The sequence below is a fragment of the Erythrobacter sp. HI0063 genome (assembly GCF_001635685.1).
Classification (GTDB): Bacteria; Pseudomonadota; Alphaproteobacteria; order Sphingomonadales; family Sphingomonadaceae; genus Qipengyuania.
In genome coordinates this window covers 1-13788 of sequence record NZ_LWFF01000343.1, presented here as the reverse complement: position 1 = coordinate 13788, position 13788 = coordinate 1, and the positions used below count along the sequence as shown (strand labels likewise).

The 13788-nt window shown below is 63.7% G+C and carries 8 protein-coding genes and 1 rRNA gene; 3 read left to right on the top strand and 6 right to left on the bottom strand.

From position 1 onward, the window contains the following. Positions 1 to 280, bottom strand: a 16S ribosomal RNA gene (locus tag A3736_RS15350); the annotation flags it as partial. A gap of 721 nt (positions 281 to 1001) precedes the next feature. Here A3736_RS15350 and A3736_RS15345 point away from each other — a divergent pair. Further along, complete coding sequence (locus A3736_RS15345; RefSeq protein ID WP_082851544.1) at positions 1002 to 2582, top strand: lipopolysaccharide biosynthesis protein; 1581 nt, start codon at positions 1002 to 1004, stop codon at positions 2580 to 2582. Here the strand turns inward: A3736_RS15345 and A3736_RS15340 are convergent. Then, on the bottom strand, positions 2521 to 3357 hold the full coding sequence (locus A3736_RS15340; RefSeq protein WP_067684734.1) for a glycosyltransferase: 837 nt from the start codon (positions 3355 to 3357) through the stop codon (positions 2521 to 2523). The genes A3736_RS15345 and A3736_RS15340 overlap by 62 nt on opposite strands. Positions 3358 to 3514: 157 nt before the next feature. Here A3736_RS15340 and A3736_RS15335 point away from each other — a divergent pair, with 157 nt between their 5' ends. Further along, positions 3515 to 5320, top strand: a complete 1806-nt coding sequence (locus tag A3736_RS15335; RefSeq protein ID WP_067684738.1) for an ABC transporter ATP-binding protein/permease — start codon at positions 3515 to 3517, stop codon at positions 5318 to 5320. A 23-nt stretch (positions 5321 to 5343) separates the two neighbouring features. Here the strand turns inward: A3736_RS15335 and A3736_RS15330 are convergent, their stop codons facing one another. Next, complete coding sequence (locus A3736_RS15330) at positions 5344 to 8160, bottom strand: pitrilysin family protein (protein WP_067684732.1); 2817 nt, start codon at positions 8158 to 8160, stop codon at positions 5344 to 5346. A gap of 242 nt (positions 8161 to 8402) precedes the next feature. Here A3736_RS15330 and A3736_RS15325 point away from each other — a divergent pair, with 242 nt between their 5' ends. Beyond that, the gene (locus A3736_RS15325; protein ID WP_067684737.1) at positions 8403 to 9920 is read left to right on the top strand and encodes a SulP family inorganic anion transporter; all 1518 of its coding nucleotides are present in this window, start codon (positions 8403 to 8405) and stop codon (positions 9918 to 9920) included. A gap of 6 nt (positions 9921 to 9926) precedes the next feature. On the opposite strand, the gene A3736_RS18100 is transcribed toward A3736_RS15325, so the two are convergent. The 3 genes from A3736_RS18100 to A3736_RS15310 form a co-directional block, all read right to left on the bottom strand. Further along, positions 9927 to 10976: a PAS domain-containing methyl-accepting chemotaxis protein gene (locus tag A3736_RS18100; RefSeq protein ID WP_082851543.1), complete on the bottom strand. Its 1050-nt coding sequence runs from the start codon at positions 10974 to 10976 to the stop codon at positions 9927 to 9929. A gap of 94 nt (positions 10977 to 11070) precedes the next feature. Further along, on the bottom strand, positions 11071 to 12363 hold the full coding sequence (locus tag A3736_RS15315) for a sugar MFS transporter (RefSeq protein ID WP_067684728.1): 1293 nt from the start codon (positions 12361 to 12363) through the stop codon (positions 11071 to 11073). Positions 12364 to 12487: 124 nt separating this feature from the next. Further along, the coding region (locus A3736_RS15310; RefSeq protein ID WP_067684726.1) for a tryptophan halogenase family protein at positions 12488 to 13788 on the bottom strand (1301 nt) is incomplete at its 5' end.

Genomic DNA, 13788 nt, shown 5'->3' with positions numbered 1-13788 from the left:
GGCTGATCATCCTCTCAGACCAGCTATGGATCGTCGACTTGGTAGGCCATTACCCCACCAACTATCTAATCCAACGCGGGCCCATCCAAAGGCGATAAATCTTTGGTCCGAAGACATTATCCGGTATTAGCAGTCATTTCTAACTGTTATTCCGAACCTAAGGGCAGGTTCCCACGCGTTACGCACCCGTGCGCCACTAGACCCGAAGGTCTCGTTCGACTTGCATGTGTTAGGCATGCCGCCAGCGTTCGTTCTGAGCCAGGATCAAACTCTCAAGTTTGTGTCACTTACCTGTAAGGTACGGCGGTTAAGCCGCTAACCGAACAAGCAAGAGCTTCAAGGAGCCGATACCTGCACTGTCAAACGTAATGGATACGAATGAACATGCATCATCACATCCAATGCGTGGAGCACTGGAAGGATGTGGCAATCGGCTTGGTTACTGGTATCCGGAGCCTTAAAATCCCCGGACCAGGCGCCGTCGCCCACATGTCCCTTCATCAAAAACCAACGATGTCAAAGAGCCGCTCAACAATGTAATGAGGGACAGCTTTCGTTCCCCCAGTTTTCACCGGGGGGACCGGCTGTCTCTCGATGTTGGCGACCGTTGCGGTGGGCGGTGGAAGCCGCCAGCGCCGCGTCGGTGAGGTCCATCTAGGGGGGGTTCGGGATTCGGTCAACGGCTTTTTGCAATTTTGTTTCGTCTAGGTCGAAAAATGGCTGAATTCTCCCGTTTTTCGGGCCAATTTTTTCGGATCGATTAGGCCTTCAGAATGGAGCCCGGCAGCGAATCCGGCCAAAAACGACATTCCGGGGTCCGATTCACGGCCATTTTTCGGTGAATCGGGTCGGCTCAGAACGGGTGAATCGGTGAATCGGGTGCCGCTGAAGCCATAGAATCGGATGATTCCCGATTTGCGGCCCGAATCTCCCGCTAAGATTCGGCGATTCGCGAATCCCCACCTCGCCTTGGTAACGATTCGGCTTTACCCCTCAGGTCCATGAATGGTCCGGATCCCAGGTCGCAGTCGCCGCAAGACGAAGCGGACAGCCCGCCGCCTACGCGCGCGCACGGGAGTCTATATACGGACGACGATGCAGGCGGCTTCGGTGGCCGTGTCCGCCATGCGCTGGCCTGGCGTTACGGCAGCCAGATCGCAGCGCAGGTCATCACCTGGGTTTCCACCCTTATGGTGGTGCGCCTGCTCGAACCGAGCGATTACGGTCTTTTCGCGATGAGCCAGGTGGTGCTGGCCGCCCTCGCCTTCATGAACGGGTGGGGCTTTGCCAATTCGCTGGTGCAGGAAGCGGAAATCGATCGCCGGAAGGTCGGACAGGTCTTCGCGCTCCTCCTGCTTCTCAACGGAACGCTTGCGGTGGCGCAGTTCCTGATCGCCCCCCTCGCGGCAGACTATTATGGCGAGCCGATCGTGGCCGACATGCTCCGCGTCCAGGCGGTCCTGTTCCTGACCACGCCCTTCATCGCTTTGCCCAGCGCCCTGCTGTCGCGCGAGATCGCCTTCCGCTCGCAGGGAGTGGCCAATATGGCGGGCGCCGTCACCGGGGCGGTCAGCGCGCTGACGCTGGCCTGGATGGATTTCGGTGTCTGGGCGTTGGTCTACGCGCCGATCCTCGCTTTTTCCGCGCGGGCCATAGTGCTGACCGCGACCTCGCGCCTGCTGGTCTGGCCAGTGTTCGATTTCCGCGGCGCGGGTGCGATGGTGAGCTATGGCGGTGCGATGACGGTGGTCCAGCTGTTGTGGATCGTCCAGAGCCAGAGCGACATCTTCATCGCAGGTCGCGTCTTCGAGCCCTACGATCTGGGCCTCTACTCCGAAGCCCTGTTCCTCACCCTGATCGTGACCGGGCGTTTCCTGCCCCCGCTCAACGACGTGGCCTTTCCCGTCTATGCGGAAATGCACAAGCAGGGCCGACCGCTGGGGGATTATTTCGTGCGCACGCTGCGCGCCGTCGCTCTGGTCACGGCCCCCATCTATATCGGGCTTGCCTTGACCGCGCCCGAAGCGATCGGGACCGTCTTCGGCGAGAAATGGCTGCCCATGGCACCGATCGTGGCAGGGCTTGCGGTCGTCATGCCCGCCATGGCGCTGCAGATCGTGTGCGCGCCCGCCACCAACGCGACCGGCCATGCGCGCATCTCCGTCTATAGCGGATTGATCGGAGCGGTGGTTTTCCCGGCCTGCTTCCTCGTCGGGATCGCGAGCGGGCCGTTCGGGCTGGTTCAGGCCTGGTGGGTAGCAGCGCCGACATTGCTGATCGCCACGCTGGTCATGACCCTCCCCATCGTGGGCGTGGGCGCGATGCAATTCCTGCGGGCGATCTTTCCGGCGGCGGTGGGATGCCTTGCCATGGCTCTCGCAGTGACGGGCTTGCGGATGATTCTGCCCGACTGGCCCGCATTCCTCCGCCTGATCGCCTTCGCAACGGCCGGTGCGGCAACCTACGCCGCAGTGATGTGGTTCGGCTGGCGCGCGCTGGTCGATGAAAGCCTGGCACTGATCAGGCGGCGGCCCTTATCCGTGCCAGAGCCCGGCGATCGAATCCAAACCACATCGGGTTGAGCCGCGGGCGCAGGCGATCGAGGTAGAGACTGTAGACGCTTGCCAGCCGCGTCGGGATCATGCGCGCGCCTTCGTTCCGCATGATGTCGCTGAGGATCCGGTTCTGGAAATGGCGCAAGGCGTAATTCTCCATGCGCCCGGCCTGCCGCCGCAAACCTTTGGGCGTGATCGGATTGGGCTCGCAATAGAAGCCCGCACCCAGGCACTGGACGACCGCGCCCCAGCGAAAATCGCGATCGGCGCCGATATCGGTGTTGGCAAGCGCGTTGATGAGCGAATCGTCGCCGATGAGATCGTCCGGCAGGCGCACGCCGCTGTCTCGAAGGGATCGCACGAAAGCGCCGCTCAACGCATAACAATCGCCGAACAGGCCCTGCTCTGCTCGCATGGACCGCTGATAGAATGCCTTGCTCCTCCCATTGAGCGGCAGTGCGGCGGCGGCGTTGGCTTCGGGATTGCGCGTCAGGCATTGGCCGAGCGCTACGACCGATCCGGGCGCCAAAACTGCATCGCCATCGACGAAGACGTACATATCGGCCTCGGGCGCCTCGCCGAGAACGAAGCGGTTCCAGCTGCGCGCCTTGCCGCCTTGTTCGTATTCGACCAGCCGGACGCCCCGCTCCGCATGATCGCGCACGATTGCGGCGGTCCGATCGCTGCTGCCATTGACCACCACCGTCACGCCGACACCGGCATCGTCCAGAGGCAGGCTGGCGAGGCAGGCGGCGATACGCCGCTCTTCATTATGCGCCAGGACGATAATTGCTGTCTGCATGAGTGCTCTGGTGTTCCGCTACCGGCGCAGGGCCGTTGCAGCGACGGTGTAGGGCGGCAAGATTAGAAAAGGCTTTCCGGCTGCCAATCCCCCGACAGTCCGCAGGTTCCTGCCTTGCGCATTGCCGGATGTGTCCACGCTTCCCATGTTGCTTTCCGTGCCTCCTGATACTGCCGTAAATTCAAAACCGATCGACGCCGAAAGCTGGGCGGTCCTCAAGCGGTTCCTGCCCTATCTGTGGCCGAGCGAGAATTCGGGTCTGCGGCGCCGGATCGTCATCGCCCTTGTCTTGGTCCTGCTGACCAAGGCGGTCACGCTGGCCCTACCCTTCGCTTACAAGCGTGCGGTCGATGCGATGACGGGCGAGGTAGGCGAGGCCGCAATGCTCGCCATGGCGCTGGTGCTTGCCTACGGGCTGGGGCGCTTTGCGGGCACGGCCTTCGACAATCTCAGGAACATCGTGTTCGAACGCGTGGGCCAGGAGGCGACGCGGCATCTGGCCGAAGACGTGTTCCGCCGGCTCCACAGCCTGTCGCTACGCTTCCACCTGTCGCGCCGCACGGGCGAGGTTACCAAGATCATCGAGCGCGGGACGAAGAGCATCGATTCCATGCTCTATTTCCTGCTCTTCAACATCGCGCCGACAATCATCGAATTGGTTGCCGTGGGCGTCATCTTCTATCTCAATTTCGGCTGGGGGCTCGTGGCGGCAACGGCGCTGACAGTGGTCGCCTATATCGTCGTCACACAGCGCATCACCGAATGGCGTACGCATCTGCGGCGCGAGATGAACGATCTCGACGGCACAGCCCTGTCGCGCGCGGTGGATTCGCTGCTGAATTACGAGACGGTCAAATATTTCGGCGCCGAACACCGCGAGGAAGAACGCTACGCCCAGTCGGCCCGCGCCTATTCCGAAGCGGCTATCAAGTCCGACGCTTCGCTCGGCATGCTCAATATCGCGCAGGCGCTGATCACCAACCTGCTGATGGCGGGCGCGATGGCCTATACCGTGTGGGGGTGGAGCCGGGGCAACCTGACAGTCGGCGATCTCGTTTTCGTGAACACCTATCTGATGCAGTTATTCCGCCCGCTCGATCTGCTCGGCTTCGTCTATCGCACGATCCGGCAGGGCATGGTCGACATGGCGCAGATGTTCAATCTGATGGACACGGCAGTCGAGGTTGCGGACAGACCCGGCGCGCCCGCGCTGGTGGTGCGCCGCCCGACGCTCGCTTTCGAGAATGTCCGCTTCGGCTACGAGCCCGAACGCACGATCCTCCACGATCTGAGCTTCGAGGTCCCGGCAGGCAGCCACACCGCCATCGTTGGGCCATCGGGCGCAGGCAAGAGCACGATCGCGCGGCTGCTGTTCCGTTTCTACGATCCCTGGAGCGGACGCATCCTGATCGACGGGCAGGATATTTCCGAGGTCCGGCAGAAGAGCCTGCGCGCCGCGATCGGCATCGTCCCGCAAGACAGCGTGCTGTTCAACGACACGGTGGGCTACAACATCGCCTATGGTCGCGAGGGCGCGAGCGCCGACGAAGTCGAGCAGGCAGCACGCGATGCCGCGATCCTGCCCTTCATCCAATCCCTCCCCGAAGGATTCGATACCGAAGTGGGCGAGCGCGGCTTGAAACTGTCGGGCGGCGAGAAGCAGCGCGTCGCCATCGCACGCACGCTCCTTAAAGATCCGCCGATCCTTCTATTGGACGAAGCGACGAGCGCGCTCGATTCGCGGACCGAGCAGGGCATTCTGGCGACGCTGGACCGCGTATCGGAACATCGCACCACGCTGGCGATAGCGCACCGCCTGTCGACCATTGCCGATGCCGATGCGATCCTGGTGCTGGAGCACGGCCGCCTTGCCGAGCGCGGCACGCATTCCGAACTCCTGCGCGCGGATGGCCTCTACGCCGAAATGTGGGCGCGTCAGGCGGGGGAGCAGGAGGAGGCCTGAGGCCCCCTCCCCTTTCTAAAGGATCACTCCAGTCCCATATCCGCGCTCGACAGGTCGAGCGAGGCCGCCGGGATCACTTCGACATCGGGCCGGATCGCGCGCAGATCGTCGAGAAATTCGCTCGCATTCCCGACCACGATAATGGTCGCGCCATCGGCGGTGATATAATCGCCCGCCGCCTTGGCCGCCGCTTCCGGCGACACCGCCTGCAGGCGTTCGGCATAGCGCGCCGCTTCGGCAGGCTCGAGGCCGTCCAGCATCAGATTGGCGACGATAGCGTTGAACCCGCCCGACGTTTCCAGGCTGCGCGCATAATTGCCGCCCAGATAGAGCCGACGGCGATTCAACAGATCGTCGGCCACCGCTTCGTTACCCAGCCGGTCGAATTCGTCGAGAAAGACCTGCACCACCTCGTCCGCGGTCGAATTCTGAGTCTGGGAAGACGCCACCAGCCGATCGGTGATGAGCCCGCTGCCCGCGCCATAGCTGATCGAACGCTTGGTCCGGACCTCTTCGAAGAGGCGCCCGCTCGATCCGCCGCCCAGAATCGCATTCGCGATTTCGAGAGCGTAATAGTCGCTATCGGTGCGCGAGGGCGCGCGCATCCCGGCATAGACCGCCGCCTGCCCCGCATCGGGCATGTCGATCACGATCGTGCGGACGGGCTCGCCCGCGCCGGTCGGCTCAGCGATTTCGGCCGGCGGCGCGCTGGCCACCTGCCAGTCCCCGAACAGCGCGTTGGTGAGAGCGACAGCCTGCTCCGGCGCGATCCCACCGCTGACGATCACCTTGGTGCGGGCGGGATGCCAATAGGTCTCGCGGTGCCGGACCAGATCCTCGCGCGTCAGCGAAGCGAGGCTTGCCTGCGTCCCGCCCGGCAGCGTCCCGTACGGTGCATCGCCATAGAGGACGGGCCGCGCGACCATGCTGGCGAGCGCGCCCGGATCCTTCAGACTGACCGCCAGCCCATCGATCGCCCGCTTGCGCTCGCGTTCGAACGCATCCTCGGGATAGGTCGCGCCCTTGATCACTGAGGCGAGAACCTCGCCCGCCGCCGCCATATTGGCGACCGGCGCGGTCAGGCTGAAGAACGATCCTTCCGACCCCGCCGTCGCGCCGAAGCTGGCGCCCAATGATTCGAGCTTCTGCGCGATCTCCTGCGCGCTCATCTCCGCCGTGCCCTGATCGGCGATGCTGGCCGCCATATTGGCAAGGCCCGCCTTCATGCGCGGATCGCTGATCGATCCGCCGGGGACGAGCACTGTCATCGTCGCGATCGGCACATCGCCCGTCTGCGCCGCGACGACCGAGACGCCGTTCGCCAGATCGCGCTCGACGATTGCTGGGCGCTCGACGCTCGGCACAGTACCGGGGCCGGGAGGGTCCTGCCTCTGGCCTTCGGGGAGAACCGACAACGGCTCGCCCGTCGCGGCGGGCAGGCTGCGGAAGGTCGGCATCGGCACCGGATTGGCATAGGCTGCCGGATTTTCCTCGCCCGCGACATAGCGCATATCGACGCGCGCCTGCGGGTCGAGCCATTTCGCCGCAACGCGCTGGACGTCTTCTACGGTCACGCGCCCGATCGCTTCCAGCCGCGCGTCGGCGGCGCGGGGATTGCCGGTCGATACCAGCGCTTCGCCCAGTTCGAATGCCCGCCCGCGCGCCGTTTCGCGGCGGCGAAGTGAATCGGAGAACAGCTCGCTCTTCGCTTCGGCCAATTCGGCGGCGGTGATCGGTTCGGACCGGACACGATCGAGTTCGGCTTCCAGCACGGCTTCCACCGCATCGACGTCGGCCTGCGGATTGGTGATCGCGAAGCTGGCGAGGAAGCCGCCCTCCTCGCTTTCGGAATAGAAGAAGGACGCATCGACCGCCTGGCCGCTGCGCACCAGCGCATCGTAGAGGCGGCTGTTCTGTCCGCGCGCCATCACGGCGGCCAGAACGTCGAGCGCGGCGCTGTCCGCCTCGCCCGAGCCGGGCGCCTTCCACAAGGTGCCCGCGACCGGCAGAGGCACGTTGGGCGCGGTGGCGACGAAGCTGCGCGGCTGGGTGCGCTGGGGCTCGCGTGCGGAAATCGTCAGATCGACCGGATCGGCGCGGCGCGGAATGTCGGCGAAATAGTCGTCCACCAGCGCGCGCAGATTGTTCATATCGAAATTGCCCGCCACGATCAGCGTCGCGGTGTCCGGACCGTAATAGGCCTGGTGGAAGGCGCGCGCATCGTCGAGCGTGGCGCTGTCCAGATCCTCGATCGAACCGATCCCCGGACGCCGCTGGGGCAGAACGTCATAGGCGTTTTCCGCGATCACGAAGCGCTGGAACCGGCCATAGGGCGGCGCGAGGACGCGCTGGCGCAATTCCTCCTTCACCACGTCGCGCTCGCGGTCGAAAACTTCCTGGTCGACCACCGGCTTGAACATGCGTTCGCGGTGCGTCCACAGCATGGTTTCGAGATAGGCTGCCGGAACGGTCTCGTAATAATTGGTGCGATCGGCCCCGGTCGAAGCGTTGCGCGTGCCGCCGACATCGGCGGTGAGGCCGTATATCTGGTTGTAGAACATGTTCTCGGTCTTGCGGCTGAGAATGTGTTCGAAGAGGTGGGCGAAGCCGCTGCGGCCTTCGGGATCATGCTTCGATCCGACTTCGTACCAGAGCGAGGTGGTGACCTGCCCGGTGCTGTCGTCCGGCAGCGCGATGACGCGCAGACCGTTGTCGAGCGTCCATTCGGTGAAGGCGATTTCCGGCGCGGACAGCGTTGCTTCCTGCGCCAGCACCGGTGCCGTTGCACCGGTGGCGAGCGCGATGGCGGCGGCGCCTGCGGCAAGGATGGTACGATACATGATTGGAAAACCCCTTCCCCATTGGTTCATGGGCACGGACCGTAGCGGCCAGCCGCGCGAGAGCAACCGTGGGGCCGCACCTATCTGCCAAGGTCAGACGATTATCGGCAAACGGCATGCATCGGGGTTGCAACGGCCTCGCATCCGCCGCGCATCGGGTTGTGTTGCAATGCAGCATCGGCCATAGGGGCCGCTCATTCTTGCCGCGCGTTTTCGCCGCGGCCCAGACCCACGGACAGACCATGCTCAACACCAGCGCAATCAAGCGCGACTGGCTTTCGAACATCCGCGCCGACATCCTTGCCGGGATCGTCGTGGCGCTGGCGCTTATTCCCGAAGCGATCGGCTTCTCGATCATTGCGGGCGTCGATCCGCGCGTTGGACTTTATGCTTCGGTCGCGATCGCGATGGTGATCGCGTTTACCGGCGGGCGGCCCGGCATGATCAGCGCGGCGACCGCGGCGGTGGCCGTGGTGGTGATCCCGCTGGTGCGGGAATACGGAGTCGAATATCTCTTCGCCGCGACGATCCTGATGGGCGTGTTCCAGGGCATCGCCGCGCTGCTGCGGCTTGACCTGTTGATGCAGTTCGTCAGCCGCAGCGTCATCACCGGCTTCGTCAACGCGCTCGCGATCCTGATCTTCATGGCGCAATTGCCGCAACTGCTCCCCGGCAATCCCGGCGTCGGCATGGAGGCCTGGATCATGGTCGCCGCCGCATTGGCGATCATCTACCTCTTCCCGCGCCTCACTACCGCCATCCCCAGCCCGCTGGTCGCGATCGTGGTGCTGACCGCCTTGGCCATCTGGCTGGACACGCCGGTCAACACGGTGGCCGATATGGGCGAGCTGCCCGAAGGCCTGCCCTATTTCGTCCTCCCCGATGTGCCGCTGACCTGGGAAACGTTTCAGATCATCGCGCCCTATTCGCTGACGATGGCGGCGGTCGGCCTCCTCGAATCGCTGCTGACCGCCCAGATCGTCGATGACATGACGCATACCGGATCGAACAAGCGCCGCGAAAGCGCAGGGCAAGGCGTGGCCAATGTGGTCGCCGCCCTGTTCGGTGGCATGGGCGGCTGCGCGATGATCGGCCAGTCGGTCATCAATGTGACGAGCGGCGGGCGCGGGCGCCTGTCCACCTTCGTCGCCGGTCTTTCGCTTCTCATCATGCTGTTCCTGCTCGGCGGTCTGGTCGGCCAGGTGCCGATGCCTGCGCTGGTGGCGATCATGATCATGGTCTCGATCGGAACCTTCAGCTGGAATTCGATTCCCAACCTCGCCAAGCATCCCTGGCAGTCGAGCATCGTCATGCTGACGACGGTCGGCGTGGTCGTGGCGACGCATAACCTCGCCCTCGGCGTGGCGGCGGGCGTGCTGTTGTCGGGCGCCTTCTTCACCCAGAAGGTGATGACCCTGTTCGAAGTCGTGCGGACCCGAACCAGCGGACCGGAAGGCGACATCGCGACCTACACCGCCAAGGGCCAGATCTTCTACGCCAGCGTGGAACGGTTCGAGGCGGCACTCGGCCCGGAAAGCACGCAGGACGATCCCGCCGACCATGTTGTGATCGACGTGTCGAAAGCGCATTTCTGGGACATCAGCGCGGTCGGCGCGCTCGACAAGGTGGTGGAACGGATGCGCCGCAACGGCCGCAGCGTTCAGGTCGTCGGCCTCAATCGGGCCAGCGCCGATCTGGTCGACAAGTTCGCATTGACGGACAAGACCGGAGTCGAAATCGGGCTCGCGCCGCACCCGTAAGGCTTTTCAGGCGGCGCGGGTCTTCAGCATCTGCTCCGCCTGATCGGTCGAGCGGCGCGCCGCGTTCGCCAATTCTTTCACTTCGCGCGCGACGACCGAGAAACCCGCACCGTGATCGCCCGCCCGCGCCGCTTCGATCGTGGCGTTGAGGGCCAGCATCTGGGTCTGGGTGGCGATGCCGGAAATCGTGGTGACGATGCGCTGGACCTCGCCCAGCATCCGTTCAAGCTCCGCGCTCCGGTCCCCGAGTTTTTCGCGCAGTGATTCGCTGTCGGCGAGCTGGGAGTGGGCGGCGTTTTCCAGCTCGACCTCGCGCGTGATATCGGTGGCGAGCTTCACGACGCGAAAAGGCTTGCCCTCCAGGTCCATCACCGGATTATAGGTCGCCTGGATCCAGATCTCCCGACCGCTGCGATCGACGCGGCAGAACCGCCCCGAAGCATGGTTTCCACCCCTCAACCGATCCCAGAACCGGCGATAATCCTCGCTCTGCGAATGACCCGCCGTGCATAGCATCCGGTGATGCCGGCCGATCAGCTGGTCATGGCGATAGCCGAACAGGTCCAGAAAGATCGCATTGGCTTCCAGTATCTCGCCATCGAGACCGAATTCGACGACCGCATGCGAGTGGCGCACAGCGTCCGAAAGGGCCTGGAAATGCGATTGGCGGAGCGTCTCTGCCGTTATGTCGGTGGCGATTTTCAGCACACCGGTCACCGTGCCATCGGTACTGCGAACCGGATTGTAATTCGCGCGCAGGCGGACGATCGAACCATCCCTGGCCGTACGGCGATACGTCCCCTGATCGGGCTTGCCATCGGCAAGGTTTCGCCAGAAGGCGCGATAGTCTTCGGACGCCGCGTAGTCTTCGTTGCAAAACAGACTGTGGTGCCGCCCGGCGATTTCCGCGAGTTCATACCCCATCGCGTCGAGAAAGAGGCGGTTCGCCCAGACGATCGTACCATTGAGCCCGAATTGCGCGCACAGATTGGTCTGCGTCAACGCATCCCAGGCAGCCTCTATCTTTTCCGCTCTAGCCAGAGTGCAGTCTTGCATAATGTCGGCCGTTACCGACAATTGATTAAGGTGCGGTAATCGGGCGATCCGGGCGGGACGTAATTATCGTGAAACCGCCCGGATACCGTATCGGTCAGGCAGGTCGCCGTGCGAACAGGCCGAAGCTGGCGATGATCGCGTAGCAGATCGCCGGAAGGATCAGCGCGAAGGCAAGGCTGCCCGAAAGATCCGCCAGCGCGCCGAAGGCCAGCGGCACGACCGCGCCGCCGAAGATCGCCACGTTGATGATCCCCGATCCGTCCGCCGCGCGGGGGCCCAGTTTCTCGCAGGCGAGCGAGAAGATGGTCGGGAACATGATCGAATTCATCAGGCCGACTGCGAGCAGCGTGTAACCGGCCAAGGTTCCGCTGGTGACGGCGCTGATGACGATGAGCAGGATCGCGCCGGTGGCATTGAAGGCGAGGATCTTGCCCGGCGAGAAAATCCGCAGGACCGCCGATCCGATAAACCGGCCCACCATCGCGCCGCCCCAATACAGGCCGATCATCCAGCCGATGACGCTTTCGGGCTGACCGAGGACGCGCTCCAGAGCGAGGTAGTTGATGATGATCGATCCGATCGAGACCTCGGCCCCGACATAGAGGAAAATGCACAGCGCGCCGAAACCGAACCGCTTGCGCTTAAGAAGGTCGAGACCGGCAAGGCCCGAGGACGCTTCGTGCTTTTCGCCCTGCAGCCGGTTGCGGAACATCCACACGGCCAGCGCGACGAGCCCGATCAGGACAGCGACGCCGAGATAGCCCTGCCAGATCGCCTCGCTCTCCGCTTGCCTGTAGGCCTGGAGTTCGGCGCCCGACAATTGATCGGCGGTGATGGTGGCGAGGCTGCCGAGAATCACGACCGAGCCGACGAGCGGGAAGATCGTGGTGCCCAGCGAATTGAACGCCTGCGCAAAGGTCAGGCGGCTATGCGCGGTCTTTTGCGGGCCGAGCAGCGAGATCAGCGGATTGGCGACCACCTGCACGATCACAACGCCGCTTGCGAGCACGAACAGCGCCAGCAGAAACACCCAGTATGTCGCGGTCTGGCTGGCGGGAATGAACATCAGACACCCCACCATCATGGTGACGAGCCCCGCCACCGCACCGCGCATATAGCCCAGCCGCTTGACCAGCTTGGCCCCCGGAATGCCGATCAGGAGATAGGCGGTGAAGAAGCAGAACTGCACCAGCATGGCCTGGGTGTAGTTGAGCGTGAACAGCTCTTTCAGCTTGGGAATGATCACATCGTTGAGCGAGGTGATCCCGCCGAAGATGAAGAACAGGCCGAAGACGAAATATTGCAGGCCCGGCGCCTCGACAGGCGGCGTGTCGGTATCGATCGGAGTGGGGTCGGTGCTCGACGCGATGTCGGGGGCAAGTGCCATCGTCTGTTTCCTCTTCTGATATCCCGCAGGTTCTACGCCTGCGTAACCGGTTTCATTGGCGGTATTGCGACCTTGCCGGCAAGTCCATCGCAATCGCGCGCTGGCAGCATCGCCGTAACGGGCGTCACGCGGGCGGCGCCGGGCAATAGCGTTGCAGATATTCGCCATGGCCGGGCATATGCTCGACGAGGAAGCGGATCGATTGTTCGATTCCGTCGACCTCCTTCGCCACGCCCTGATCGGCGATGCCGTGCGCCATCACATTGTGACCGCCCATCGCGATGCCCTGCCCCATCATCACCGCCGCCCAGCTGGTTTCGGTGAACAATTCATCGTCCTCGCGGAAGATCTGGCCGTTGGCGCGGAACAGCTCCATCTTCTCTGTCAGGCTGTCCGGCACGCTCATCGTGCGGCAGTAATTCCAGAATTCGGAATCGTCGCGCGCGGTGGCGTGATAATGCAGGATAAGGAAATCCCGGATTCGCTCGTATTCCTTGTTGGTCAAACGATTGAAGGCGCTGCGCTGCGTTTCGGTAATGCCGTCCAGCGACAGCAGCGCGACCAGCTTGTTGATCCCGGTGTTTATGAGGTGGATCGAGGTCGATTCGAGCGGTTCCATGAAGCCTGCCGCTAGGCCCAGCGCCACGACGTTGTGGTTCCAGAACTTGCGGCGGCGCCCGGTGACGAAGCGCAGGAAATTGGGATCGGCGGTCGGCTTGCCCGCCATGTTGGCGACCAGGATATCGTGCGCCTCGGCGCCTTCCATATGGGCGCTCGCATAGACGTGGCCGTTGCCGTTGCGGTGCTGCAGCGGGACCTGCCATTGCCAGCCCGCCCGATGTGCGGTGGCGCGGGTGAAGGGCGGCGGGGGCGATCCGTCGTCGCGCTTGCACGGCAAGGCCACCGCCCGGTCGCAGGGCAGCCAATGCGTCCATTCCTCGTACCCGGTCTCCAGCGCCTGTTCGATCAGGAGCCCGCGAAACCCGCTGCAATCCACGAACAGGTCGCCTGCGATCGTGCTGCCGTCTTCCAGCACCAGAGCCGCGACATCGCCGCTTTCCCCGTCGCGCCGCACCTCGGCCACCCGCCCCTCGCGCCGTACGACGCCGCGCTTTTCGGCATAGGCGCGCAGGAAACGCGCATAGGCGCCCGCATCGATGTGATAGGCGTAATTCATCGGCGGCATGTCGTCGCGCTTATAGTCTTCGGTGCGCGCGAACTTGCCGAAATGAGCGGCCATCGTTTCGAGGTTGAAGACCTGGATCGGGCGCTTGTCCCCGCGCATGCGGTTGCGCTGCCACAGATGGTGGAAGGACACGCCGTCCACCTCGTATCCGTAATTGCCGAAGGGGTGGATGTAGCTGTCGCCCAGATTGCCCCAGTTCACGAACTGGATGCCGAGCTTGAAAGTGCCCTGCACTGCGG